This is a genomic window from Mesorhizobium sp. M6A.T.Ce.TU.002.03.1.1 (assembly GCF_003997275.1).
GTDB classification, from domain to species: Bacteria; Pseudomonadota; Alphaproteobacteria; order Rhizobiales; family Rhizobiaceae; genus Mesorhizobium; species Mesorhizobium mediterraneum.
Genome location: NZ_RZTI01000013.1, coordinates 34,942 through 58,945, shown reverse-complemented (window position 1 = coordinate 58,945; position 24,004 = coordinate 34,942). Strand labels below are relative to the sequence as shown.

The following is a 24,004-nucleotide window of genomic DNA, read 5'->3' as shown; positions in this document are numbered from 1 at the left end:
TGGGCTTTTCAACGACCTACGCGAGGTATCGCCGTGTCAGCATCGTTTCGGCCTGATATCGAAGGGCTGCGTGCGCTGGCGGTGTCGGGCGTCGTCGCGTTCCATTTCGGTCTGTCGGACCTGCCGGGCGGCTTCACCGGCGTCGACATCTTCTTCGTCATCTCCGGCTATCTGATCACCGGCCAATTGCTGCGGGAAATCGCCGAGGACGGCCGGCTGAACCTGTGGCGCTTCTATGCAAGGCGCGCCCGGCGCCTGCTGCCGGCCTCGCTGTTCGTCATCCTCGTCACGCTGGTCGCAGGTTACTTCATCCTGTCGCCGGACGAACAGGCACTCTATTCGAAAGGCGCCATGTTCGCCTCGGCCTATGCGATCAATTTCTGGCTGATCCGCTGGGCGTTCGACTATTTCGCCCCCGATGCGGCGAACAACCCCTTCATCCACTTCTGGTCGCTCTCGGTCGAGGAGCAGTTCTACCTCGTATGGCCGGGGCTGCTTCTGCTGGCCGCATGGCTGCGCCCGGGCAAGCGCGCCGCGATCCTGGTGATCGGCGTCGCCGGCGTGGTGTCGTTCGCCGTCTGCGCCTGGCTCACCACCGTGGCGCAGCCCTGGGCCTTCTATTTCTCGCCGCTCAGGGCCTGGGAATTTGCCGCCGGCGGCCTGGCGACGATGGCGCCGGCAAAATTCTGGCGGGAGCGCCCACAACTGGGCGCAGCATTGGCATGGTTTGGCCTGGCCCTGATCGCCGGTGCCTATCTGACCTTCAGCGAGCAGGACACCCCCTTCCCCGGCGTCGCGGCGGTGGTGCCGGTGGCCGGCACCGTGCTCCTGCTGCTCAGCGGTTCCGGCAATGCTCAAAGAGGACCCAGCGCCGTGCTGGCGCTGCCGCCGTTGCAATGGGTGGGGAAACTTTCCTACTCGCTCTATCTCTGGCATTGGCCGGTCATCGTCTATGCGACGATGATGGTTCCCGATCTTTCCTGGCCCGGGCGGCTTGCCTGCGCAGCATTGACGCTGGCGCTCTCGATCTTCACCTATAATTTTATCGAGAACCCGATCCGCCGCAACGGCTGGCTGATGGCGAATGCGGCGCGCGCGCTTGTCCCCGCCGCAATGCTGACCGGTGCCAGCGTGGTGGCGACCTATGCCAATGCGCGCCTTGCCGTGCACGATCTCGACCCCTCACAGCGCATCATTGCCGAAACTGCCGCACAACCCTCCACTGCCCGCGCCAAGGTGGGCTGCGTTCTCGACTACGAGACCGTCACGCCGAAGCCTTGCGTGTTCGGCGCCAAGAACGCCGAGCACTCGATCGCGCTGTTCGGCGATTCGCACGCCGACCACTGGTCGACGCCGCTGATCGAGGCGGCGAAGAAGAACAATTACAAGGTCGTCACCTGGCTCAAATCCGCGTGCCGGGCCTCACGGCTGACGGTCTGGAGCTCGAAGCTGAAGCGCGACTACACCGAGTGCGATCAATGGCGCGAGCAATCGATCAAGGAGATCATCGCCCTGCGCCCGAGCCTGGTGGTGATCTCGGAGATATCGCTGACCAGCTCGCGCAAACTGTCACCCGACGTGAAGGTGCCCGACACCCAGGATCAGGACTGGCAGGCCGGTCTGCGCGCGACGCTGCAGGCCTTCAGCCAAGCCGGGCTGAAGGTCGCCTTCATCCGCGATGTGCCGTTCAACGGCATGTTCGCCGACACCTGCGTGGCCCGCGCGCTGTGGCGCGGACAGGCGCCGTCGGTATGTGACGCACCGCGAAGCGACGCCGCCAACGATGCCGTGGCCGCGGTGGAGCGCGATATCGTGCGCGCCATTCCCAACGCGACCTATATCGATATGACCAACCGGTTCTGCGACGCCAAGACCTGCCATGTCTTCATCGACGGCAAGCTGGCCTACCGCGATCGCCACCACATGGCGACGCCCTTTGCGCAAACGCTGGAGCCGCCGGTCGAGCGCGCGCTGTTCTCGAAGGTGGCGGCGGAGAAATAAGGGCGGCGCAAGACGCGCCTTTCACCCCTCGTCTCAGTGCAGGCCAAACTCACGCAGCAGTTCTTCGCGATAGCGCACGAACCGGCTTTCGCTGCGATCGCGGGGGCGCGGCAGCTCAACCTCGACCAGCCGTGCCGTGCCGCCTTTCTCCCTGGGCAGGATCAGCACCCTGTCCGCAAGATAGATCGCTTCCTCCAGATCATGAGTGACCATGACCATGGTGACGTTCTCCTCGCTCCAGATGCGCGCCAGCTCCTCTTGCATGCCGATCTTGGTCATGGCGTCGAGCGCGCCTAGCGGCTCGTCGAGCAGCAGGATTTCAGGCTGCACGGTCAAGGCCCGGGCGATGCCGACGCGCTGCGCCATGCCGCCCGAAAGCTGCCGGGGATAGGCATCGCTGAATTCGGCCAGGCCGACGAGCGCGGTATAGAAGCGGGCCTTGTCCTCGGCCTCCGCCTTGGGCACGCCCCGCACTTCGAGGCCAAAGGCGACGTTGCCGAGCACTGTCAGCCAGGGCAACAGGCGCGGTTCCTGGAAGATGACCGCGCGCTCGGCGCCGACGCCATGGACCGGCTTGCCGTCGATCGCGACCCCGCCGCTGTCTGCTGCCTCCAGCCCGGCAAGAATGCGCAGCAGCGTGGTCTTGCCCGATCCGCTGGCGCCGACGATGACAAGACATTCGCCGGAGCGGATATCAAGGTTGAGCGCCCTCAGCACGGCAAGAGGGCGCCCACTGAGGGTGAAGGATTTGGAGAGGTCGCGTATGGTGACCTCGCCGCCGCTTGTGGTGGCCATGGCGCCCGTCTCCCGGTCAGTTGGTCTTCGTTTCGCCGCGCCGGTAAAGGATGTCAGCGGCTTTCAGCTTGCCCTTGGGCAAGCGGCCGTCGCGCTCGAGCACGCTGACCCAGAAGTCGATGTCACGATCGTCAGCCTTCGCCCCTTCGCGCAGGCCGAAGCCGGTCCAGTAGCGTGCCAGCGCGCCATTTTCGCCGCGCTTGTCGAGGATGTCCGCAAGCACCTTGCGCGCCTCGTCCGGGTTCTGGCGCGACCAGTCGGCGGCGCGCGCCGACTGCTCGACGAAATTGCGGGCCCCCTCCGGATGCGCCGTGATGAAGTCGCGCCGCAGGACGATGAAGCCGCCGGCCAGTTCGCCCAGCACATCGGTGTCGTTGAACACGCCGCGCACGCCGCCATTGTCGACAAGGGCGCCGGCAAACGTCGCCTGCCAATAGCCGAGTGCCGCGATATCGACCTGGCGCGACCGCAAGGTCTGTTCAAGCTGTGGCCCGGGCACCACGACGAGGTTGGCGGCATCCGGCGGCAGGCCGGCGCCGTGCAGCGCCTCGCGCACGGTATAGTCGAGATGGGCGCCGAGCGTGTTGACCGCAATGGTCTTGCCGGTGATGTCGGCAATCGATTTGATCGGACTGTCTTCCAGCACGTAGAAGACGCTGCGCACTTGGCTGTTGATGCCGTTGCTTGGATAGGCGGCGACGAAGTCGTTGCCACCGGAGATCGAATTGATCACCGCAGCGGTTGCGGCCGAGCCGAGATCGACGCTGCCGGAGGCGAGCGCGAACAGCGATTCCGGGCCGCCGCCGGAGTAGCCGACATTCTCCAGCTTGACGCCGAAATCCTTGAAATAGCCGAGCTCGTCCGCCAGCTCATGCGGCGAGATGCTGCCGCGGCTGGCAAGGTAGCGCAACGTGACCGGCGCGGCTTGCGCAGCGGCAAAGCGAGGCAGGCCGGCGGCGATGATGCCGGCGGCAAAGGGAGCGCCGGCAAGCAGGGAACGGCGAGTGATTGGCATGGTCCGGTCTTTCTTGTTGGAGAGGTTGGCCTGTTGGAGAGGATGGCCTGTTGGAGAGATGGTGAGAGCTGGTCAGTCGATGGGATCGCTCCAGCGGCAGAGCCGCCGCTGCAGGCTGACCAGGGCCTGGTTGGCGATCAGGCCGAGCCCGGCGAGGATGACGATCGCCGCAAACATCAGCGGGATCTGGAAGTTGTACTGCGCGTTCATCACCTGGAAGCCGATGCCCTTGTTGGCGCCGATCATTTCGGAGGCGATCAGCAACAAGAGCGCCGTGGTCGCACTCAGCCTTAAGCCCACGAAGATCGACGGGACGGCCCCTGGAAGCACGACACGGCGAAACACGGTGAGCCGCGCGGCGCCGTAGACCCGGGCCATCTCGAGCAGTTTCGGATCGACTTGCTTGACGCCGCTGATGGTGTTGAGCAGCAGCGGAAACAGCGTCGCCCAGAAGATGACGAAGACCTTTGATGCCTCCCCCAGCCCGAGCAGCAGGATGAACACCGGGTAGAGCGCCAGCGCCGAGGTCTGCCGGAAAACCTGCAGGATCGGATCAAGCGCGGTTTCGACGGCGCGCACCTGGCCCATGAACAGACCGAGCGGGATAGCAACCGCCACGGCCGCCGCGAAGGCGAGGCCGGCGCGCTGCAGGCTGATGGCGATGTCGCCAAGCAAGGTGCCGCCGGCCAGACCGTTCCACAATGCGATGACGATCGTGTCGATCGGCGGCAATACCGCGGCGTTGACCCATCCCGCGCGGCTCGAGACCTGCCAGATCGCGAGGAAGGCGATCAGGATGCCGTAGCGGGACAGGAAGCGGACGACAGTCCGATTGGCCAGGCGAGGGAAATCGGCGCCAAGGCTGGTTCTGTCGGCATGTGCAGGGATCGTGACCCGCTGCTCGATGTGTTGCAAACTCATCGTCTTGCCCTTCGCTTTAAGAGAATCTATTCGGCGGCCAGCACCTTCGAGCGGGCGGCGGTCCAGGGGTTTTCCGGTCGCCTGAGGCCGAGATTCTCGCGCAGCGTCCTGCCTTCATAGGCGGTGCGGAACAGGCCGCGGCGCTGCAGCTCGGGGATCACCAGGTCGACAAAGTCGTCGAGCGCGCCAGGCAGCCATGGCGGCAGGATATTGAAGCCGTCGGCGGCCTCGTTGCCGAACCATTCCTCCAGCTGATCGGCGACCTGCACCGCGCTGCCGATGACGGTGTAGTGGCCGCGGGCCGTTGCCACCCATTGGTAGAGCTGGCGGATGGTGAAGTTGTGCTCGTCGGCAATCTGGCGGATCAGCGCCTGGCGACTCTTCATGCCTTCGGTTTCCTTGCTCGGCGGCAGCGGTCCGTCGAGCGGGTAACCGCTGATGTCGAGCGTCTGGCCGGCCAGCCCGTTGAGCAGGGCGACGCCATCCTCGGGCAGGATCAGCTCGTTCAGCTGCTGGTACTTGGCGCGGGCTTCCGCTTCGGTGCGGCCGACGAAGGGCGCCACGCCCGGCATGATCAGCACCTGTCCGGGATCGCGGCCGGCAGCCTTCACACGAGCCTTGATGTCACGATAGAATTCTTGCGCCGAGGCCAGGTTCTGATGGGCGGTGAAGATGACCTCAGCCGATTGGGCGGCGAGCTTGCGGCCGTCCTCCGACTGCCCGGCCTGCACCACCACCGGGTGCCCTTGCACCGGGCGCGGCACATTGAGCGGGCCTTTGACGCTGAAATGCTGGCCCTTGTGGTCGATGTCGTGAAGCTTGTCCTTGTCGTAGAAGCGGCCCGACTTCTTGTCGCGGATGAAGGCGTCGTCTTCCCAGCTGTCCCACAGCGCCTTGACCGTCTCGACATGCTCATGCGCGCGGGCATAGCGCTCGGCGTGGTTCGGCTGGACGTCGCGGTTGAAATTGCGCGCGGTGTCGTCACCCGCCGAGGTCACGACGTTCCAGCCGGCCCGGCCATTCGACAGAAGGTCGAGCGAGGCAAATTTGCGGGCGAGCGTATACGGCTCCTCATAGGTGGTGGAGGCGGTGGCGATGAAGCCCAGATGGGTGGTGAGCGGCGCCAATGCGGCAAACAGCGTCACCGGCTCGAACCCGGCGATCTTGGCATTGCCGCCTTCGCGGGCGCCGAGGCCAACGGTCAGATTGTCGGCGAGGAAATAGGCGTCGAACAGGCCGCGTTCGGCGGTCAGCGCGAGCTGCCTGTGGAACTCGAAATTCGTCGCGCCGTCGGCCGGCGCCTCAGGATGGCGCCAGGCTGCGATATGCTGTCCGCCACCGGGCAGGAAGGCACCAAGCTTGATCTGTCTGGACTTGCTGGGTCTGGTCATTGCGGGTTCCTTCTGTGCTGTGCGGAAAGGGAATCGGCTGACCGGCGTTCAGGCGGCAAGACCGACGCTGCGTGGCGTTCCGGCCACCCGGCATGCTTCGGCGACCGCTTGCCTGACGCGAGAATGGATGGCTTCGGAGACCAGCACGCCGTCGGCGAAGTCCTTGTCGGAGGCGTAGATCGCGGTCGGGAGGGTCAGTGCCTCGAAGAAACCGAACAGCGGCCGCAGCTGATGCTCGACAACCAGCGAATGACGATCGCCGCCGCCAGTTGCAGCGAGGATGACCGGTTTTCCCCTCAGGGACGACGGGTCGAGCAGGTCGAAGAAATGCTTGAAAAGCCCGGTGTAGCTGCCTTTGAAAGTCGGCGAGCCAACCACCAGGACATCGGCGCCCAGCAATCGCTCGACGATGCTCCTGGCCAGCGGATCCAGATCGCCGATGCGCCTTGCCAGCGGGAAGGATTGGCCGAGATCCTCGATGTCGAAAACGGTCGAGGCTGCGCCGGTGCTGCTCGACACTTCCGCGACGATGTGGCTGATGAATGCCTTGGTCTTCGACGGACGGGTCAGGTTGCCCGACAGCCCCACCACCAGTTTCTTCGGCATTTCGGTCTCCTCGCAAAACGGCTTGTGTGTAGTAACTCTACTGAGTTTATAGAATTAAATGAGCGAGAAGATTTCAAAACGAGCCCGCCAAGCGGATTGAGTTTGCGGCACATCGCCGTTGATTGGTTCATTCGACGCGCAATGCGGACGCCGAGGTTTAGGGCAAGGGCGCCTTGACCGCATTCCGGCCACGCGTTGATGATCAAGCGCACCAAAGGCATCGCCCCGGGGGATTCGCATGAAAACAGCCGTTCTGACGTCTCTGCTCCTGGCCTGTTTGTTGGCATCGCCGGCGCAGGCGGGATGGAAGCCGATTGAGACGGTCGAGACCTACGCCGTTTCAGGACAGACCGGTCCCCAGCTCCATGCCTCGATGGGCGAGCGGGGGCCGATGATCGGCAAAGGCAAGGTCCGTGCCATGGCCTACACCAATTTCAAGTTGACCTGGGTCAGGGATTATCAGCGACAAGGCAATGCCTGCGTGCTGGTATCGGCGCGGCCGAAGCTCATCATAACCTACACCTTGCCCAAAACGTCCGGGCCGGTGCCGGCCGCCGTGCAGAAGAGCTGGGACGTTTTTGCCACTGGCCTCGCCGCCCACGAAAAGGTGCATGGCGACATCATCGTCGACATGGTCCGCAAGATCGAGACGGCCACCATCGGCCTGTCCGTCCCCGACGATCCCGGCTGCAAAAAAATCAGGACCGAAATGACCAGGCGGCTTGCCGAACTCTCCCAGGCGCAGCGACAGGCAAGCCGCGATTTCGACCGGGTAGAATTCGCCCCGCGCGGCAATCTGCAGCAGCTCATCGTGAATTTGCTGATGGGGCGGTAGGAGAGGATGGAGCGAAGCACCCCCCTCTGCCCTGCCGGGCATCTCCCCCTCAAGGGGGGAGATCGGCTGACCGCAACGCCGCACCTCGTCCTTCAACATCCGCGATTGAGGCCGGAGCGATGCGAAGGCGTAATCTCCCCCCTTGAGGGGGAGATGCCCGGCAGGGCAGAGGGGGTCGGCGGCGATGAGCCACTATCCTGTGCCGCCAATCAACCGCCGCAATGCGCGCAAGATGCGTAAAGTCATGACGGATGCCGAACTGAAACTCTGGAACGAGATCAGAGCGCATCGCCTCATGGGACTGGCGTTTCGGCGCCAAATGCCCATCGCTGGCTACATCGTCGATTTTGCTTGCCCGGACAGAAAGCTGATCGTCGAACTAGATGGTTCCCAGCATGCCCAGGCCGAGGCCTCGGCGTCGGATGCGCGAGAACGGCAAAGCTTGAAGCGCTGGGCTGGACCATCCTGCGCTTCTGGAACGACGACGTCATTCGTGACCTCGATAATGTCTGCCAGCACATAGTCATCGAGGCCGGCGCGGACAGGCGCTGACTCTCACTCCACCACCGGCGTCCACATCACATCCTCGACCCGCAGCGCCCCAGTTGCCAGCATCACCAGCCGGTCGAAGCCGAGCGCGGCGCCGCTTGCCTGCGGCATGATGCTCAGCGCCGCGAGGAAATCCTCGTCGATCGGATAGCGTTCGCCATAGACACGCTGCTTCTCGTCCATCTCTAGGATGAAGCGCCGGCGCTGCTCGGCGGCGTCGGTCAGCTCGCCGAACGCGTTGGCCAGCTCGACGCCGCAGCAATAGAGCTCGAAGCGCTCGGCGGTCCTCGCATCATCTGCGCTCGGCCGGGCGAGTGCCGCCTCCGAAATCGGATAGCCGTAAAGGATGGTGGCGCGCCCCTGCCCCAGCGTCGGCTCGATCTTTTCCACCATCACCCGGCTGAACAGATCGGCCCAATTGTCGTCGGACGCGGTGCGCAAGCCCGCCTGGACCAGAGCCGCGTGCAGCGTTTCGCGATCGGTGCTGCCGTCGGCGGCGACCGTGGCTAGCAGGTCGATGCCGGCATGGCGCGAAAAAGCCTCGGCGACGCTTAACCGTTCCGGCTCGGCGAACGGATCGGCCTCGCGACCGCGAAAGGAGAAGCGTTTTGCGCCGGCGCGCTCGGCGGCCAGCGCGACAAGCCCGGCACAATCCTCCATCAGGCTCTCATAGGTCTCATCAACCCGGTACCATTCGAGCATGGTGAAGGACGGATGGTGTAGCGGGCCGCGCTCGCGGTTGCGATAGACGGCACTCAGGCTGAAGATGCGCTTCTCGCCGGCGGCGAGCAGCTTCTTGCAGGCGAATTCTGGCGATGTGTGCAAATAGAGCGGCTGGCGCTGCCCGTTCGGGCCGATCGCCTCGGTGGCGAAGGCCGACAGATGCGCCTCGTTGCCTGGCGAGACCTGCAGCGCCGCTGTCTCGACCTCGATGAAATCGCGACGGGCAAACCAGTCGCGCAGGGCAGCAGTGATGGCATTGCGCAGGAGCAGCCGCGGCCGGCGGTCGGTGTGGACATCGGGCGTCCACCAGGGCGAGGCGGCGGTCATGACAGGCGGATTTGCATCGAGGACTGGCGATTGCAGCCAAGATGCGCTAGTCCGCACCGGACGGCTCCCGCAGCCGATTTGCGCCGGTCGGCGCTTCCAGGCCAGTCAACGCTCTTAGGAATAAAGCCCGTGAAGGTCATCGCCAGTTCCCTACGCAAAGGCAATGTCGTCGAAAAGGACGGCAAGCTCTATGTGATCCTCTTTGCTGAAAACATCCATCCCGGCAAGGGCACGCCGGTGACCCAGCTCGACATGCGCCGCATCTCCGATGGGGTGAAAGTCTCGGAGCGCTACCGCACCACCGAGCAGGTCGAGCGCGCCTATGTCGAGGAGCGCGAGCACACCTTCCTCTATCGCGACGGCGAGGGCTTCCATTTCATGAACCCGGAAAGCTACGACCAGGTCGCGGTGTCGGAAAGCGTGGTTGGCGAGATGGCGCCCTATCTCACGGAAGGCATGGCGGTGCAGGTCTCGCAGTATAATGGCATCGCCATCTCGCTGGTGCTGCCGCAGCGCGCCACTTTCGAGGTGGTCGAGACCGAGCCGGTGACCAAGGGCCAGACGGCATCCTCCTCCTACAAGCCGGCAACGCTCTCCAACGGCGTGCGCACGCTGGTGCCGCCGCACATCAGCGCCGGCACCCGCGTGGTGGTGATGACGGCGGATGGCGCGTATGTGGAGCGGGCTAAGGATTAGGGGCACTCAGCACCCCACATCGGCTTCAACAATTGAAGGATGGATCGTGCTCGACGCGCTCGGTCAGCGCCATCGACCTGGCGCCGTCCTGCTCGAGACGCGGAAATCCTCGCGCTAGCGGGAGGTGCCCGATCCGTCGCGCGGCCATAGCGCACTTGCGAAATGCCCTCTCTTGAGCAATGCTCCACCCTTAGCAGGGGCTTGAGGAATGACATTTAAGGCAGTCGCGCGGATCGATACGGTGGTGTCGATTGCAGGCTCACCGAATCCAGGCGGTAAACCGGGATGGCCTTCAAGAAACTGCGGATTTGGCTGGGATTGAAAGACGATCCCGCAGCGATCTCGCGCCACGCTAAAATCGGACGCGGAACCTATGGTGTCCACGGCAGGACATTCCTCAATTGCACGGCGGAATCACCAGTCGAGATAGGCGCATTTTGCTCTATCGGGCCAGGGGCCCTCTTTCTGAGCCAGACCGATCACCGAACGGATACGGCTTCAACGTTTCCTTTTCAGTCGCGGATTTTCCGGCAAAAAAAGAACCTGGAGTACCTTGTTTCGAAAGGCCCGATCCTCGTCGGCAATGACGTCTGGATCGGAGCCCGCGCGATCATCCTTTCAGGCGTGACCATCGGCGACGGAGCAGTTATTGCGGCCGGCAGCGTCGTGACCAGGGACGTTGCGCCATATACGCTTGTCGGCGGCAATCCAGCCAAGGTGATCAAGCGCCGGTTCTCCGACGAGACGATTGCTGCACTGCTTGAAATCCAGTGGTGGAAGTGGCCCATGGCGCGGTTCAAAAAGGAGCGCGCCGCCTTCGACCTGTCTGCAGAGGTTTTCACCAAGCACTATGCGGCTCGCCAAAATTCAAGGCGGGTGTAAACTTGACTGCGAAGGCTAGACGCTCCGCCAAAGCCCTGAGGTTGTGCGGGTGCTGCGTATGGTTTGGAGCGCTAGGTAGATTTCTGCAACAGCTGAGCTGATTTGCCTTCAAATGGAAGCCGGCTGGATGCGCGGCATTCAGCCCAGGATAAGACCCGCTACCAGAACCGTCAGGATAAGCGAGAGCGGAACAGCGAGCAGGCAGCACGCCTCTAAAGTGTTGATTTGCCAAGAGTTCATCGGGCGCTTTCCCATGTTGGTTTCCTATCTAACGGGCAGACCGGGACGGCAGTTCCATGGAAAATGCCAGGGGCGCCATCCGCGCCGCTATCGTGCTGATTGGCGTGAAGCCGCATTCCGAGTTATCCAGCGGGCACGCGCCAGATGCGTCGCCCAGGCCCGGAATGCCCGTTCTGGCTCCTGGTTTGGATCAATATGCAAAACGGTGTGGGCGACCTCACGCCAATCGGCTCCGTCCGCCGAAGCATCGAGCAACCGGATATAAGTAAGCATATGGTCCTCGTCATAGCCGGTCAGCACCGAAGACGTCGGTGCGACGTCTGCGAAATGAGGGTGTAACAGCGGCTTTAACATTGCGATCTACCAGCAATGGCGCACCGTAACAGGCCATGGGGAAGCCTGCGCCCTTCAATTGGAGGACGCGGGCCGATCGAGGTTCGCTGCGTCGCCGCCCTCCGCACTCCGCGCCCTCTCGGGCGGCGAAGTTCAGGCCGCTCCCCGGTGATCAACGGCACCTTGGTCGACCGACGCGGGCATCACGCCAGTTGCCTGCTACCTACGCGGCCTCCGCATCAGCATCATCCCGTAATGCACCGCCAACAAATCCAGCCCGACCTTGAGCAGCTTCGCCACAACATCCCGCGGCTCGGCGTTCTGTTCGGCCAGGCTCTTCACCGTTTCGCCATGGCAGCAGACTTTTTGCACCACGCCCGAAACCTCCCAATGCGAAAGCGCCCTGGTGGCGTCGGCATAGGCGCGGCCGGCGGACAGGATGCGGTCGGCAACGCCGCCGCCGATGCGCCCGCCATCGACGCGCTCGGTCAGCGCCGTCGGCTTGACGCCGTCCTGTGCCGAGACGCGAAAATCCTCGCGGTAGCGCATGCCCGCCTCGCGCTGCTGGCGCGACAGCGAGGTGATGCCGGTCAGCGGGTCGACATTGCGCACCCGCACAATGCCGCCGGTCGCGGTGTGGCCGTCGTTGGAAACCTCATAGACACGCCTCGCCTCCAGCGTGCCGACTGCGAGCCGTTTGCGGCCGAAGGCGTCGTCCTTCAGCGCGAAATCATGGCCGACCTCCTTGCGAATGCGCACCTGCTCGGCCTCGCCCTTGGCTAGTTTGGGCGGCTTGGGTTTGGCCTTCTGGGCGGTCTTCCTGCTCATCGGTGGCTCCTCGTTTCATTTGCTGTCTTCGCAGAACCTGGCTCCTCACTTCGTAGGGCGAGGAACTCAGATTGCCGTCCGTTCGGCGATCAGCTCACGCCGCATCCGCCAGAACAGTGCGGCGGTGGTCGCAGAAGCGCGCCGCGTGATAGGCGCAGTAGCTTTTCAGCGGCCGCGTGCGCAGGCCGCAGCACAGCATGTCCAGTCCCGGCCGGCTGCCGGGCGCGTCGTTCTCGGGGTCTTCCTCCAGCGTCAGGTCAAGCGGCGCGCGGCAGCGGTTGAACAGGCAGTCGATGAAGCGCATGGCCGCGACATGCGGCTGGCGCCCTACGGCAGTGGGGTGCGGCGCCGGCACCTTGACGGCCTCGCTATCGGGCCCGTGGATCTCGTGCACGAACTGGCGCTGCGGCAGCCAGACCGGCGGCGCCAGCCTGGCCGGCGTCACATGCCTCGCAGGCCCGCTCTGCTTAACCACCTTTGCTTGCCCAGGCAGCTTTGCTTGCCCAGGCGATCCGGCCGGCTCTGCGGATTTGTCCGGCCTGACAAGCTTTGCCGGGTTTTTTCTAGGCCGGCCGCCGGACCTGCCCTGGGGATTGGCAAAGCCGATGGCGCGCAAGTCGGCGTTGCGGTGGACGACGCCGATGATCGCGTTGCGCGACGCCGGGCCGCCGCGCAGCGCGCTCAGCCGGTCGGCGATCCTGGCGGCAGACAATCCGTCCTTCAGCCAGCTGGCGATGCTTTGCAATTCTGTGTCGGTATAGGCGGGCATGGTGTTCTTCCGTCTCAAGAGATTGCGTGAATGCCGAAGCTCGTCCCTCTCCCCGTTCACGGGGAGAGGATGCCGGCAGGCAGGTGAGGGGCAGCGCGGCGTGGCCGATTGTCTTTGCCCCAGGTCATTGCCGGCACTGCCCGAGCAGCCCGGCGATGGTGCCGCCCCTCATCCGCCTGCCGGCACCTTCTCCCGTGAACGGGGAGAAGGACGATCACCTCCGGCGATAAAACTTGCCTCGGCCGCCTCGCGGGTGGCGCCGGAAACCGCCCTGCCCGTTTGCCGGTCGAAGGCGATGACCGTGCCGTCCTCGGTGCGGATGCACGAAACGCCGGCATGGCACGCGCCAATTCGTGGCCGGAGCCGTGAGGGATACGGCTCCGGCCGTTCCGGTCGCCGCCGGTGACGGCAGAGCGACCGGATCCGAGGCGTGAGCCTCGGGCTTCGTCCCGGCCGGGGAGGAGGACAGCCGGGACGGACGGGAAAGCGAGATGAGGCGACGTGGCTTGTGCATGGGTTGTATATAAGCATAACTCAAAAAACAATGCAAGCCATTCTTTCATGGACGGAACCGATTCTTATGTTTCAGATGGCGCCATGGCGAAAACCTCATTGTCGATCAAGGTCGGGGCGGCGATCCGCAAGGCGCGCAAGCAGCGTGGCCTGGTGATGCGCCACATTGCCGAGCACAACGACACCGACGTCGCCGCCGTCGGCAATTGGGAAACCGGCCGCAACCTGCCCAAGACCGAGAACCTTTTGAAGACCGCCGCCTTCCTGCGCGTCGACCCGGTGGCGCTCGGCAGGGGCGAGGTCGTCTTCCTCGACGACGCCGACAATGTCGCCGACGCCGAGATCGTCACCGACGCCGCTCCCCTGCCCGCCGGCGCGATGGACATCGAGCTTCTGGGTGCCGCGGTCGGCGGCGACGACGGCGACTTCACCTTCAACGGCGAGGTCGCCGGCTACGTCCAGCGCCCGCCCGGCATCGCCCATTTGCGCAAGGTGTTCGCGCTGCATGTGCTCTCGGACTCGATGGTACCGCGTTACGAGCCCGGCGAAATACTCTATTGCGGCGGCCGCGACGCCGTGCCCGGCGACCACGTGGTGATCGAGATGTTTCCCGAGGAAAACGAGCGCAACGGCAAGGCCTTCATCAAGAAGCTGATCAAGCGCACCGCCGCCGAGCTGGTCGTCGAGCAGTACAATCCACCGAAGACGCTGACCTTCAACCGCTACGCGATCAAGGCCGTCTTCCGCGTCATCCCGCTCAAGGAGCTGCTGGGGTATTAGGGCGGCGGGGCGCGCTCCATTCTCCCCCTGTGGGAGAAGGTGGATCGGCGCGCCAGTGCCGAGCCGGATGAGGGGTGCTGGGCGGAATGAGGCATTGGCAATCCGTCCGCCCTCATCACTTCCCCGGAGCAAGGGCAGGCGTTGGCGATCCGTCCAACACCCCTCATCCGACCTCGCTTCGCGAGGCCACCTTCTCCCACAAGGGGAGAAGGGAGCGTCACTCCATCAAGCTCGCCTGGATCTCTCCAGGGGAACCTCGCGATCGCTGAGCATCCGCGCCTCGGCGCGGCGTCGCTCCTGCTCGTCGATGAACGCCGCCTGGATCACGACCGTGGCGCCCGGCAGCCCGTCCGCGCGGCAGGCCGAGCAGCGAAGCCGCCCCGAAAGGGACGCCAGCGCCGTCTGCCCAGTCACCCCGAAGCGCCTCAGCTCAGCCGACTTCCACCATCTGCTGCGGCCGCAATCGATACATTCGACCGCAATCGAGACCACCTCGGCGATCGTCGCTTCCTTGCCCGGCAATGCCATCGCCCTAGTGCCTCCGTTCCTGTTTTGTTCACAACATTATGGGTTTCTCCCCAAGAGTCGAGTCGGTTCCGCTCAAACCCGTGCAAAAGTTTCACTTGTGCCAGTTTTTGAGTTATGCTTCTATCCCATACCGACGAATAGTACCGCCGCGGACGATCCGGATGGGGCAGCAGGACCCGGACATCCGTCGCGGCCGCCGAAAGCCAAGGAAACGAAGATGGACGCCCTCTCCGCTCAATTCGCCCGCGATTGCGGCTATACCGGCGACAGTCCGGCCATGCTGGCGGCTTTCGCGGCCATCCGCCTCGACGGCATAGGCAAGGCTCGCCTGGGCCATGACCAGCGCAAGGCGATGGTCGACCGGCTGAAGCACGGCGAGGCCTTGTTCCTGGCAGCGATGCGCCCGGCGCAGTCGGCCGAGGAGGCGCTCGAGGACGCCGCCCGCTTCATCGCTTGTTATCGCAACATGCCGCGCTGGCGCCAGGAAAGACGCAGCGCCGATCTCGCCCGCGCCAGGCAGCAGCGGCTTCTGGCGCGCTTCTTCCGCCGCTACGGCCATCGCCTCTGGGCACGGCAGGCAGCGTAAGCGGAGGTTGCCGAGCCATCGGCCGCGAGTGTCTGGCGCTGGCCGCCTGCACCGCGACGCGCCCATCGCGAATGGCTGGACGGCACTTGCCGTCGCCAAACCCGCGCCGTATGTCATCGTCTCGATGAGCGAGATTGAGTTCCGTCGCGCGCAAGCGCCCGATCTGCCGGCGATTGTCGCATTGCTAGCCGACGATGCGCTTGGCGCCGGCCGGGAAGACGCGTCGACGCCGCTCGCGCCGTCCTACCTCGATGCCTTCAGGGCAATCGGTGCCGATCCCAACCAGCTGCTGGCGGTGGCCGTCGAGGCCGGACAAGTCGTCGGAACGCTGCAGCTCAGCTTCATTCCGGGTATTTCCAGGAAAGGCGCCTGGCGCGGCCAGATCGAAGGCGTTCGCGTCGCCCGGCACCGGCGTTCCGGCGGCGTCGGCAAGCTGATGATCGAATGGGCGATCGAAGCGTGCCGCTCGCGCAACTGCAGCTTCGTTCAGCTCACCACGGACAAGAGCCGACGGGAAGCGCACGCTTTCTACGAGCGCCTCGGCTTCACCGCCAGCCATCTTGGCTACAAGATGGCGTTGTAGGGCGCGGCATCTGGCAGCGGGGCGATCGCCGATCCCCCTTGCGGGAGAGATGCCGGCAGGGGATGGGAAGGATCGCAGCTTCAGTCCCGCTTGGGTTCCTCGCCCCCACGAAAGTGGGGGAGAGGTGGCGCGGCGAAGCCGAGACGGAGAGGGAGACTGCGCCCTACGAAAGCCCCCTCTCCGGCCACTTCGCGGCCACCTCTCCCCCGCTTCGCGGGGGCGAGGAACCCAAGACTTGAGAGGTCGGCGGGGCAGCGAAAACCGAAGCGATTGCCCTCCACTCTCCTTGACAATCCGCCCTATTTGTTCTCTTTATGTTCCATACGAAACCACCTCAAGACAATGCGGCGTTCGAACCGCCGCGGGCGAACGGGCCGGATGGAAGCCAACATCCTCCACGCGGATCTCGACGCCTTCTATGCCTCGGTCGAACAGTTGCTTGACCCGGCCCTGCGCGGCAAGCCGATCGCCGTCGGCGGCGGCGTTGTGCTGGCCGCGTCGTATGAGGCCAAGGCCTTCGGCGTGCGTGGCGGCATGCCGGGGCGCCGCGCGCGCGAACTCTGCCCCGGGCTGATCTTCGTCGGCGGCCATTTCAAAGACTACCAGCGGCTGGGCGATGCGGCTATTCAAGTGCTCGGCGATTTCACGCCTGTGGTCGAGCGGATTTCCATCGACGAGGCCTTCGCCGACGTCACCGGCTGCACCCATTTGTTCGGCCCGCCGGCCGAGATCGCCACAACGATCCGCCGCCGCGTGCGGGCCGAGCTCGGGCTGCCGATCTCGGTCGGCGTGGCACGCACCAAGCACCTGGCCAAGATCGCCTCGCAAGTGGCCAAGCCCGACGGGCTGGTGGTGGTCGATCCGCGCCACGAGCTGGAGTTCCTGCACGATCTGCCGGTCGAGCTGATGTGGGGCGTCGGTCCGGTCACCAGGGAGCGGCTGGCCGGCATTGGCGTCAACACCATCGGCGAGCTGGCAAAGACGCCCGGCTGGTCGCTGGAGCGCCTGCTCGGCCCGGCGGCGGGCGAAAAGCTCAACGCGCTGGCCTGGAACCGCGATCCGCGCAAGCTCGAGACGCAGCGCCGGGCGCGATCGGCCGGCGCGCAGTCGGCGCTCGGCAGGAAACCGGCCGAGGAGGAAGTCTTCGTGCCGGCGCTATTGCATCTGGCCGACAGGGTCGCCACCAGGCTGCGGGCGAAATCGCGGCCCGGCCGTACGGTGACGGTCCGTGTCCGCTTCGCCGACCTGCGCTCGGTGACGCGCTCGATCACGCTCGACCAGCCGATTTCGGCAACCGCCATGCTGGCCGAGATCGCCGAGGCGCTGGTGCGCAAGGTGCTTGTCGACCATCCGCACGAAAAGACCATCTCGCTGCTGGCGATCGCCGTCTCGCATCTGGAACGGCAGCCAGGCCTGCAACTGGAACTGCCGCTCGACCTCGACGACGACCGCCTCCGCCCCGGCACCAGGAAGGGTGCTGCGCGCTGGACCGCCGACCGCGCCATCGACAAGATTCGCGACCGCTTCGGCTGGGAAGCGGTCGGCTATGCCTCGGTCGCGCTCCGCCCGCAGCGGTCGGTTCCCGACGCGTTTCGCGAGCTGGCCGAAAAGGAATTGTGAGCCGGCTTGGCCGGGCGGTGCGATGCGCATTGCATCAGAAGCGATCGGGTTTCCTGCAAATGCGACATCCGAGGCGCTGGTCGTCAGACCAAAAGCGTTGCGCTGCCCCAGGCGATCAGGGCGATGCCGGCCACCCGGCCGACCCACTGGCCGGCAGGAAACACCTTTTCGACCAGCACCAGAATGGCGAGCCCGGCAACCCACACCAGGTTCATTACGCCACCCACGAACAACAACGCCATCAGCATCCAGCAGCATCCGACACAGAACGCCCCGTGCAGGGCGCCCAAACGCAGCGCGCCAAGCGTGTGGGGGCGCCAGTGGCGGGAAAGGAACGCCGTCGGCGTCCGGCAATGCGACAGGCAGGCGTTCTTGAGCGCCGAGAGCTGATACAGGCCCGCGGCGATCAGGACGATGCCTGAAAGCCAGCGGCTCTGCGAACTCATCATCGTCGCTGAAACGAATGCCTCGCGTTCGAGCAGCCAGTGCAGCGCGGCTGCCGCGACGGAGAACCCCAGCCAGACCATGAGGTAGCCTGCCATGAATACGCCGGTGGGCGCGAGCTTGTCCTGGATCTGGCCCTGTGCGAGCGCATGGCGATGCACGCGCGCATAGAGCAGGATCGTCGGCGCCGCACTCGGAGACATCATGGCGACCATCATGACCCACCACATGGCGATCATCAGCGCCCAGATCGCGGCCCCCCAGACCCGCGGTTCCGTCGCCATGTCCATGCCGGACATATCCATGCCAGACATATCGGAGGTCATGTCGGGGGTTTGCTGGTGGGGGAAAAGCGCGAGCCTCGTCATCTCCCACGCATTCATGCCGAGCCCTGCCCCGGCGACGATATAAAGCCAGGCCAGCAGGCACAGCGCCACCACTCCCGCAATCGTGATGACGCGGTCGCGTCTGAGCAGGCGTTCCAGTGGCGACGCGCCGTCCATGCGGCGCGTCAGGCTCGCACCACCCCGTGATTGTTGAGATGCAGCCGCGCGAACTGGCCGTAACTGTCCTTCGTGCTCACCTGAACCGGTCCGCTGGTTGTGCTCGAGGCACTGCCGATCTCGGCGACCGCATATTCGAAGCCGTTCGGCAACACGATCTGAGCCCGCGAGTCCGCGCCCGTCACCTTGTTGCGGATCGGTTCGCCGACCGTATCGATAAAGTCCTTGACGAAGATGCGGCCCCTGCGGCCGTCGATATCGAGTTCAAGATCGATCTTCGTGAAAACCGGCTCATTCATTTTTGTCACGGTTGAGGCGTAGACGGCGAACATCGTCGCGAACGGGTCGGTGTCCTGGCCGGTCATGATGCGCAGCAGCGCGTTACGCTGCCGGTCGGTTGCGCTCTCGTCGACGAAAGCGATGGCTTCGCCATTGCCTTCGTGGATGGCGCCAGGCCATTTGAAGATCGCAGCGATCCGGAGGCCGTCGAGAGCGGTCTCGCCATGATGGCCTTCATCGATCTGGATGCCCGCCACCGCATGGCAATGGCCCTTATCGGGCAGCGCATTGAATTGACAGTTGCAGCCATATTCGCAGGTGCAATTGACGAGTTCACGTCCCTTGATTTCCCAAGACGTCATGCTGTCCTCCCTCATCTCGAAATATTAGACCATCATCATACACCTGCGCCGGCCGCGCCGCCATCCTGTCGCGCCAAGAGTGATCGCGACAAGAGACGGCAGGCCAACGCGGTTTCTCGCCGAAACTGGGTGAACATCCGCCCTGGAGATGGCGCGGCCGGTATCGGAACGGCAGAAATCGGGTCGGAACGGGCCTTTCCGACCGCATCTGCGAAGGTCCGGAAATAAGCCAAAAACGGTCGTTTCCTACAACGATCCGAGCGGAAATCGGTCTCGAATGCTGCAATCATCATCATGTCCCGCCCAGGTTGTGGACACGTCCTTCTCAAAGGCGCACTCTTAGCGTGCGAAACGCGAGCTAGTGTTTCGTCCAATGCTTCACATGCTTGACTTGCGTCGGTGATTGTCTGACCTGTCCGGATACTTCCGGGTGGGCAGACCTCACATTGTGTCGCCTATCCGTGATCAGGCTACGGCCTAAGGCACGTTGCAGCCCGTTCCGGATCAACTGGGAGGTAAACAACATGCCTGATTTTCAGCGCAGAGAACTTCTTGTTCAAGGAAGCGCGGCTCTTGCCGCAATTGCCGCTCTCTATACCTCGCGTCGGGCTTACGCTTTTCCAAAACGGCCGAGCGAGGAAGTTATTCCGTGGCTGGATCAGCCGACCGAAAATCCCGATCCGGTAGGTATCCAGAAGCAGCTTGTCTGGGAGGATTTGGATAGCTGGATAACTCCGAACGACAAGTTCTTCAGCATCTCGCATTTCAACCGACCAACGATCGACGAGAAGACATGGTCCATGGAGATCGGAGGCCTGGTCAAGAAGCCCTTGAAATTAACGCTCGCCGACATCAGGGCGCGACCGCGGCAGGAGGTCGTTTTCACAGTGGAATGCTCGGGCAATCACGGGTTTCCCTTTTTCACCGGCGGCATCGGCAATGCCCGCTGGGCTGGGACGCCGCTCGCCCCGATCCTCGAGGAAGCCGGCGTTCTGGAGAAGGGCATCGAGGTCGTCTTTTTCGGTACTGACACAGGCGAGGTCGCGATACGCGACGTCAAGATGCAGCAGAACTTCGCTCGCAGCATGTCGCTCGCCGACGCGATGAACCCCGACAATCTCCTCTGCTATGAAATGAACGGAGCCGCCTTGCCGGCGCCCAACGGCTTCCCGGTGCGGCTCATTGCTCCAGGCTGGTACGGGATCGCCAACGTCAAATGGCTGAAGCGCATCGAGGTCCGCGATACGCGGTTCATGAGCCTTCTGATGGCCCGTGACTATGTCACCATCCGGGAGGAAGACCACAACGGCGAGACCGTATGGGTCGAGACTTCGGTCGGGCGAGCGCTGATAAAGTCCGCGCCTGCGAAGGTCACCCGGAAAGACTCAGATTACTCCATCATTGGAGCAGCCTGGGGGGCGCCGATCGACCGGGTGGAAGTGCAAATCGATCAAGGGCCTTGGGCACCAGCGACCATCGACCATAGTGAGGAGGCCGAGCACGCCTGGAAGATCTGGTCCCTGGCTTGGGCAAATCCCGCCCCTGGAGAACACACGGTGACCTCGCGCGCGGTCAGCACCACGGGACAAATTCAACCGGCAATGGACGATCCCTTGATTGCCAAGAAACACACATATTGGGAAAGCAATGGCCAGGTGACGCGCCGCGTGCGTGTCGACTAATACCTTGCCGCCATGTGGCAATTGCGTTTGGATCTGCCTGATCCGAAAGCTTGCGGAGAGGGCTGGCGCGCCCCTTCGCAAGCTCGATCAAAAGGGCTGTGGCATGGCGGGCACACCGCCGGGCGACTTTGACCACGGCTTCGATTCCTCTCTTCTTCGACACCAATTACGACGCGTTTCTGCTGCCGAGCTGCAGCGGCGAAAACCGGCGGCCAAATATCCGCCGCCGGCGAATACGTTGCCGGACGCCTGCCCGAAATCTGCGCGCACACCACCACGCCCTGAGACTGCGCGGGGCGCGGTGGCTGGCGAGGGAGTATTGAAGCCGATGCTCTACGTCGCCCCCTTGCCGGCCCACTTGATCGGATATCGCCATCGCGTTCGCCAGTCTCCAAGGCTGGATTAAAAAACGCTGCCGGTGGAGCTGCCAATCTCCCTCCTTGTTGGGGGAGATGTCCGGCAGGTTGACGAGGGGCGCCGTCCCGCAGCCTTCGCAACAAAAAATTCCGATTTTCGAACTGACCGAAAAGGAACCGGAATCGTGAGCCGGCTTGGCCGGGCGGTGCAATGCCGAAGCCCACTTTGCGCCAGAAGCGGACCTTGCCAGCGACGCCGGGAAGGTCAAGTCACGGCCCCAAAAGAGGCGCTGGCGAAGGAGCCATCCCTGCATTGGTCGACAAGGTGAGCGCTGTAGAAGGCGACGATCCGGGTGCGGGCGCGAAGCCTGCTACCCGGGCTTGTGACAAAGTCGATCGAGCACGTCGCGAAGCGCAGTCGCGGCTTCCTCTCGCTCCCCAGCAGACATCAACTCGGGTTCAGCTTCTAGTCTGAGATGCGGCAGCTCGGTTCGAACGGCGCTGCCGGCGGCGACCAGATTGGCCTTCAGATCGAGGACGCGATAGGTGGCGACGGGATAGGCGATGCCCCTGACCTGGACGTGTCCTAGTTCCACGCAGTCGATCGTGTCCTTCACCTGCGCAAACGTCTCATAGGAAATGAGCACGGCACCCGGTGGCGCCTCCTGCTCGAGGCGTGAGGCGAGATTCACGGCGCCGCCGATGATCGTGTAGTCCATCCGGTCTTCGCTGCCGAAGTTGCCGACGGTGCAGTAGTCGGTATGGATGCCGATGCGGCAGCGCAGCGGCGTTTCGATGCCGATGTCACGCCAGATTTCGGCAAGGTCGGTCATCCGCTTCTGCATGGCGAGGGCCATCTCGACGCAGGCGAGCGCGTCCTCCTTGACACCGCGAGTCTCCGGATCGCCGAAAAACATCAAGATCGCGTCACCGACATACTTATCGATCGTCGCGCCGTGATCCGAAGCAATTTTCGACATTTCCGTCAGATAGTGGTTGAGGAGCTGGGTGAGGTCCTCCGACTCCATCTTGTCGGTGGTCTCGGTAAAGCCGGCGATATCCGAGAAGCATATTGTCAGCTTCTTCCGCTGGCTGGCGATCCTGACATCCTGACGGCCGGTGAATATCGAGTTGTACACTTGCGGCGCCAGATACTTGGCCAGCTTGGCTGAGAGCGCCTCGAGCGCTGCGGATTTCTCGGCGAGGTTCTCCTCGCGTTTTTTCAGCTCCGTGATGTCCGAGTAGACGGCGACCGTGCCGCCGCCCGTGATGCGCCGCTCGCCTATCATGATCCATCGTCCATCGGCGCGCCGCTGCACCCAGGGCTCGCCAGGGTTGCGGTGCCGGGAGAGCCGCTCGGCGACCCATTCCTCGAACCGCCCCTCGGCATCCTTGATGTAGCCGCGCTCGGCGGATCGGCGGATGATCTGCTCGAACGTCGTGCCGGGCGCCAGTTCGATCGCAAGGTCGCTGTAGAGCAGCTCGCGATAGCGGCTGTTGCTGAGGACAAGCCGGTCCTCCCCGTCGTAGAGAGCGAACCCTTCGGAGATGCTCTCGATGGCATCGACGAGCCGCTGGCGCGCCTCGGCGACCTCGCGCAGGTTCTTTTCCTCGATCTCGACCGCGGTGTCCCGGAACAGCCTGAGCGCGTCGGCCATGCGCCCGATTTCGTCGCGGCCGGCGGCAGGCAGCGGCGCACGAAGATTGCCGCCGGCGATCGCGAGCATGCCCTGGCTCACGCTTCCCAGACGGGCAAGGAGGCTGCGGTCGACATAGAGCCAGACAATCAGAACCGAGCTCAGGAGGCTGAGAAAGGCGGAGCCGAGGACAACTCCGGTGCCGTAGCGCTGGACGAGCGCGGCCTCGAGACCGGACGCTGTGATCTCGCTGTCTGCCGCTGAGACAAGGCGATCGACGGCAGCGGTGAGACTGCGCGACAGCCTGCTATTCTCGGCCAGAAGCTTTTCGCCATCGGCCAGGACAGCAAACTCGTCCTCCCGCGCCTTCGGGATGCTGTTCTCACCATCGACAAGCGCCTTCAACTCGTCCACCCGCTGCCGGAAGCGGACCCGCAGCCTCTCGTCGATCTCGGTAGAAATCGTGTCGAGAACGGCGAGCGACCGGCGCAGCGGGAACAGGATCAACGTCAGATCGCCCGGTGTCGGCGCGTCTGCCGTCTTGACCAGCGCGTCATTGACAGCCGAGATCTCCTGATGCGCCTTCTGCTGCGGGAGGTAGGCCGCAATCGCCTGGACCACGTCGGCCGCCGTCGCCGCGCCTGGATCCGCGGCGCGCGACGTGTCGGCCGTGACCGCCTGCCATTGCGGGAGCTTGGAGTTCAGAACAAGGATGCCGGGCGCCACAAGACGCTGACCTGCATTTGTGGTGGCGGACAAGCGGCGCAACAGGTCCTCCTTGCGCGCGACCACGCTGAGGCGGGCGGCGACAAGATCGTCGAGAGCGTCGAGATTGCGCCTGAGACCAAGCACTGCCGCCTCGATCTCGGCCACGGCCGCGACGTCGAGCGCCGCACCTTTGAGCGCAGCAAGCAGCTCCTCGAGGCGCGTCATCTCTGCCCCGATCGCAGCCGAGACCTCGTTGTGCCGAGCCTCGCTGGTCGAGGTAAGTATGGCGGGCGCAGTGGCGGCGACCCGCTCGGCCTGGCGCGACAGCTGGAGGGACGCCAGCGCCGACGGCACCCGATCCCTGGTGATGCTGTCGACGACCTCTCCCACCTGGAGGAAGGCGTAAAGAGCGGCCGCCGTGGCGAACACCGCGAAGGTGCTGATACCGAAAAAGGCCAGCAACAGGCGGCCACGTATGCCGAGGCGTTCAACCATCACAGCGACGCATTGAT

The 24,004-nt window shown here is 64.2% G+C and carries 22 protein-coding genes and 1 pseudogene; 10 read left to right on the top strand and 13 right to left on the bottom strand.

Going from position 1 to position 24,004, the window contains the following annotated elements:
- Nucleotides 1-33 precede the first annotated feature (33 nt).
- Nucleotides 34-2,001 carry an acyltransferase family protein gene (locus EOC93_RS06650; protein WP_127204180.1) on the top strand — a complete coding sequence of 656 codons (1,968 nt, stop codon included), beginning with the start codon at nucleotides 34-36 and terminating at the stop codon, nucleotides 1,999-2,001.
- A gap of 33 nt (nucleotides 2,002-2,034) precedes the next feature.
- Here EOC93_RS06650 and EOC93_RS06645 read toward each other — a convergent pair whose 3' ends face one another.
- The 5 genes from EOC93_RS06645 to msuE all read right to left on the bottom strand — a co-directional run bounded on the left by EOC93_RS06645 (nucleotide 2,035) and on the right by msuE (nucleotide 6,729).
- Nucleotides 2,035-2,796 carry an ABC transporter ATP-binding protein gene (locus EOC93_RS06645; RefSeq protein WP_095482790.1) on the bottom strand — a complete coding sequence of 254 codons (762 nt, stop codon included), beginning with the start codon at nucleotides 2,794-2,796 and terminating at the stop codon, nucleotides 2,035-2,037.
- Nucleotides 2,797-2,812: 16 nt separating this feature from the next.
- Nucleotides 2,813-3,811, bottom strand: coding sequence for an ABC transporter substrate-binding protein (locus EOC93_RS06640; RefSeq protein ID WP_095482791.1), 999 nt, complete (start codon nucleotides 3,809-3,811; stop codon nucleotides 2,813-2,815).
- A gap of 72 nt (nucleotides 3,812-3,883) precedes the next feature.
- On the bottom strand, nucleotides 3,884-4,732 hold the full coding sequence (locus EOC93_RS06635; RefSeq protein ID WP_095482792.1) for an ABC transporter permease: 849 nt from the start codon (nucleotides 4,730-4,732) through the stop codon (nucleotides 3,884-3,886).
- Nucleotides 4,733-4,758: 26 nt separating this feature from the next.
- Entirely contained in the window at nucleotides 4,759-6,123 is a 1,365-nt protein-coding gene (locus EOC93_RS06630) for an LLM class flavin-dependent oxidoreductase (RefSeq protein ID WP_127204179.1), read from the bottom strand.
- A gap of 48 nt (nucleotides 6,124-6,171) precedes the next feature.
- Nucleotides 6,172-6,729: an FMN reductase gene (gene msuE, locus EOC93_RS06625; protein ID WP_127204178.1), complete on the bottom strand. Its 558-nt coding sequence runs from the start codon at nucleotides 6,727-6,729 to the stop codon at nucleotides 6,172-6,174.
- A 238-nt stretch (nucleotides 6,730-6,967) separates the two neighbouring features.
- Between msuE and EOC93_RS06620 the strand changes: the two genes are divergently transcribed.
- The gene (locus tag EOC93_RS06620) at nucleotides 6,968-7,564 is read left to right on the top strand and encodes a DUF922 domain-containing protein (RefSeq protein WP_127204177.1); all 597 of its coding nucleotides are present in this window, start codon (nucleotides 6,968-6,970) and stop codon (nucleotides 7,562-7,564) included.
- 184 nt (nucleotides 7,565-7,748) lie between these two features.
- Nucleotides 7,749-8,116, top strand: a pseudogene (locus tag EOC93_RS06610) (DUF559 domain-containing protein).
- Between the two features lie 3 nt (nucleotides 8,117-8,119).
- On the opposite strand, the gene epmA reads toward EOC93_RS06610, so the two are convergent.
- A complete protein-coding gene (epmA, locus tag EOC93_RS06605) occupies nucleotides 8,120-9,163 on the bottom strand; it encodes an EF-P lysine aminoacylase EpmA (protein WP_127204176.1) in 1,044 nt (347 codons plus the stop codon).
- A gap of 129 nt (nucleotides 9,164-9,292) precedes the next feature.
- Between epmA and efp the strand changes: the two genes are divergently transcribed.
- Together efp and EOC93_RS35300 are read left to right on the top strand one after the other, a co-directional pair.
- Complete coding sequence (gene efp / locus EOC93_RS06600; RefSeq protein WP_095482799.1) at nucleotides 9,293-9,859, top strand: elongation factor P; 567 nt, start codon at nucleotides 9,293-9,295, stop codon at nucleotides 9,857-9,859.
- Nucleotides 9,860-10,144: 285 nt separating this feature from the next.
- Entirely contained in the window at nucleotides 10,145-10,741 is a 597-nt protein-coding gene (locus EOC93_RS35300; RefSeq protein ID WP_127204175.1) for a CatB-related O-acetyltransferase, read from the top strand.
- Between the two features lie 327 nt (nucleotides 10,742-11,068).
- On the opposite strand, the gene EOC93_RS34625 is transcribed toward EOC93_RS35300, so the two are convergent.
- The 3 genes from EOC93_RS34625 to EOC93_RS06580 all read right to left on the bottom strand — a co-directional run bounded on the left by EOC93_RS34625 (nucleotide 11,069) and on the right by EOC93_RS06580 (nucleotide 12,911).
- Nucleotides 11,069-11,335 (bottom strand): DUF2285 domain-containing protein, encoded by a 267-nt coding sequence (locus EOC93_RS34625; protein WP_127204174.1) that lies wholly within the window; start codon nucleotides 11,333-11,335, stop codon nucleotides 11,069-11,071.
- Nucleotides 11,336-11,533: 198 nt separating this feature from the next.
- On the bottom strand, nucleotides 11,534-12,142 hold the full coding sequence (locus tag EOC93_RS06585; RefSeq protein WP_127204173.1) for a DUF6456 domain-containing protein: 609 nt from the start codon (nucleotides 12,140-12,142) through the stop codon (nucleotides 11,534-11,536).
- 94 nt (nucleotides 12,143-12,236) lie between these two features.
- A complete protein-coding gene (locus EOC93_RS06580) occupies nucleotides 12,237-12,911 on the bottom strand; it encodes a GcrA cell cycle regulator (RefSeq protein ID WP_127204172.1) in 675 nt (224 codons plus the stop codon).
- Nucleotides 12,912-13,508: 597 nt separating this feature from the next.
- On the opposite strand from EOC93_RS06580, the gene EOC93_RS06570 reads away from it, so the two are divergent.
- Nucleotides 13,509-14,204 carry a helix-turn-helix transcriptional regulator gene (locus EOC93_RS06570; protein ID WP_164759060.1) on the top strand — a complete coding sequence of 232 codons (696 nt, stop codon included), beginning with the start codon at nucleotides 13,509-13,511 and terminating at the stop codon, nucleotides 14,202-14,204.
- A gap of 225 nt (nucleotides 14,205-14,429) precedes the next feature.
- Here the strand turns inward: EOC93_RS06570 and EOC93_RS06565 are convergent, their stop codons facing one another.
- Entirely contained in the window at nucleotides 14,430-14,732 is a 303-nt protein-coding gene (locus tag EOC93_RS06565; protein ID WP_127204170.1) for a hypothetical protein, read from the bottom strand.
- 217 nt (nucleotides 14,733-14,949) lie between these two features.
- Here EOC93_RS06565 and EOC93_RS06560 point away from each other — a divergent pair, with 217 nt between their 5' ends.
- The 3 genes from EOC93_RS06560 (at nucleotide 14,950) to dinB (ending at nucleotide 17,521) form a co-directional block, all read left to right on the top strand.
- Complete coding sequence (locus tag EOC93_RS06560) at nucleotides 14,950-15,318, top strand: hypothetical protein (RefSeq protein ID WP_127204169.1); 369 nt, start codon at nucleotides 14,950-14,952, stop codon at nucleotides 15,316-15,318.
- A 124-nt stretch (nucleotides 15,319-15,442) separates the two neighbouring features.
- A complete protein-coding gene (locus EOC93_RS06555; RefSeq protein ID WP_127204196.1) occupies nucleotides 15,443-15,901 on the top strand; it encodes a GNAT family N-acetyltransferase in 459 nt (152 codons plus the stop codon).
- Between the two features lie 378 nt (nucleotides 15,902-16,279).
- Complete coding sequence (dinB, locus tag EOC93_RS06550; RefSeq protein ID WP_127204168.1) at nucleotides 16,280-17,521, top strand: DNA polymerase IV; 1,242 nt, start codon at nucleotides 16,280-16,282, stop codon at nucleotides 17,519-17,521.
- A gap of 83 nt (nucleotides 17,522-17,604) precedes the next feature.
- Here the strand turns inward: dinB and EOC93_RS06545 are convergent, their stop codons facing one another.
- Together EOC93_RS06545 and EOC93_RS06540 are read right to left on the bottom strand one after the other, a co-directional pair.
- Nucleotides 17,605-18,468 (bottom strand): DUF2182 domain-containing protein, encoded by an 864-nt coding sequence (locus EOC93_RS06545; RefSeq protein ID WP_127204167.1) that lies wholly within the window; start codon nucleotides 18,466-18,468, stop codon nucleotides 17,605-17,607.
- An 8-nt stretch (nucleotides 18,469-18,476) separates the two neighbouring features.
- On the bottom strand, nucleotides 18,477-19,109 hold the full coding sequence (locus EOC93_RS06540) for a DUF1326 domain-containing protein (protein ID WP_127204166.1): 633 nt from the start codon (nucleotides 19,107-19,109) through the stop codon (nucleotides 18,477-18,479).
- A gap of 524 nt (nucleotides 19,110-19,633) precedes the next feature.
- On the opposite strand from EOC93_RS06540, the gene EOC93_RS06535 reads away from it, so the two are divergent.
- Nucleotides 19,634-20,791: a sulfite oxidase gene (locus EOC93_RS06535; protein ID WP_126105650.1), complete on the top strand. Its 1,158-nt coding sequence runs from the start codon at nucleotides 19,634-19,636 to the stop codon at nucleotides 20,789-20,791.
- A 727-nt stretch (nucleotides 20,792-21,518) separates the two neighbouring features.
- Here EOC93_RS06535 and EOC93_RS06530 read toward each other — a convergent pair.
- Nucleotides 21,519-23,987: an adenylate/guanylate cyclase domain-containing protein gene (locus EOC93_RS06530; RefSeq protein WP_127204165.1), complete on the bottom strand. Its 2,469-nt coding sequence runs from the start codon at nucleotides 23,985-23,987 to the stop codon at nucleotides 21,519-21,521.
- Nucleotides 23,988-24,004 lie beyond the last annotated feature (17 nt).

Coding starts and splice junctions, on each gene's coding strand:
- EOC93_RS06535 (WP_126105650.1), top strand. CDS start 19,634: ATGCCTGATTTTCAGCGCAGAGAACTTCTTGTTCAAGGAAGCGCGGCT.
- EOC93_RS06580 (WP_127204172.1), bottom strand. CDS start 12,911: ATGCCCGCCTATACCGACACAGAATTGCAAAGCATCGCCAGCTGGCTG.
- EOC93_RS06530 (WP_127204165.1), bottom strand. CDS start 23,987: ATGGTTGAACGCCTCGGCATACGTGGCCGCCTGTTGCTGGCCTTTTTC.
- EOC93_RS06570 (WP_164759060.1), top strand. CDS start 13,509: ATGGCGAAAACCTCATTGTCGATCAAGGTCGGGGCGGCGATCCGCAAG.
- EOC93_RS06640 (WP_095482791.1), bottom strand. CDS start 3,811: ATGCCAATCACTCGCCGTTCCCTGCTTGCCGGCGCTCCCTTTGCCGCC.
- dinB (WP_127204168.1), top strand. CDS start 16,280: ATGGAAGCCAACATCCTCCACGCGGATCTCGACGCCTTCTATGCCTCG.
- EOC93_RS06635 (WP_095482792.1), bottom strand. CDS start 4,732: ATGAGTTTGCAACACATCGAGCAGCGGGTCACGATCCCTGCACATGCC.
- EOC93_RS06645 (WP_095482790.1), bottom strand. CDS start 2,796: ATGGCCACCACAAGCGGCGGCGAGGTCACCATACGCGACCTCTCCAAA.
- EOC93_RS06560 (WP_127204169.1), top strand. CDS start 14,950: ATGGACGCCCTCTCCGCTCAATTCGCCCGCGATTGCGGCTATACCGGC.
- EOC93_RS06540 (WP_127204166.1), bottom strand. CDS start 19,109: ATGACGTCTTGGGAAATCAAGGGACGTGAACTCGTCAATTGCACCTGC.
- EOC93_RS34625 (WP_127204174.1), bottom strand. CDS start 11,335: ATGTTAAAGCCGCTGTTACACCCTCATTTCGCAGACGTCGCACCGACG.
- EOC93_RS06555 (WP_127204196.1), top strand. CDS start 15,443: ATGAGCGAGATTGAGTTCCGTCGCGCGCAAGCGCCCGATCTGCCGGCG.
- EOC93_RS06545 (WP_127204167.1), bottom strand. CDS start 18,468: ATGGACGGCGCGTCGCCACTGGAACGCCTGCTCAGACGCGACCGCGTC.
- EOC93_RS06630 (WP_127204179.1), bottom strand. CDS start 6,123: ATGACCAGACCCAGCAAGTCCAGACAGATCAAGCTTGGTGCCTTCCTG.
- msuE (WP_127204178.1), bottom strand. CDS start 6,729: ATGCCGAAGAAACTGGTGGTGGGGCTGTCGGGCAACCTGACCCGTCCG.
- EOC93_RS06585 (WP_127204173.1), bottom strand. CDS start 12,142: ATGAGCAGGAAGACCGCCCAGAAGGCCAAACCCAAGCCGCCCAAACTA.
- epmA (WP_127204176.1), bottom strand. CDS start 9,163: ATGACCGCCGCCTCGCCCTGGTGGACGCCCGATGTCCACACCGACCGC.
- EOC93_RS06620 (WP_127204177.1), top strand. CDS start 6,968: ATGAAAACAGCCGTTCTGACGTCTCTGCTCCTGGCCTGTTTGTTGGCA.
- EOC93_RS06565 (WP_127204170.1), bottom strand. CDS start 14,732: ATGGCATTGCCGGGCAAGGAAGCGACGATCGCCGAGGTGGTCTCGATT.
- EOC93_RS35300 (WP_127204175.1), top strand. CDS start 10,145: ATGGCCTTCAAGAAACTGCGGATTTGGCTGGGATTGAAAGACGATCCC.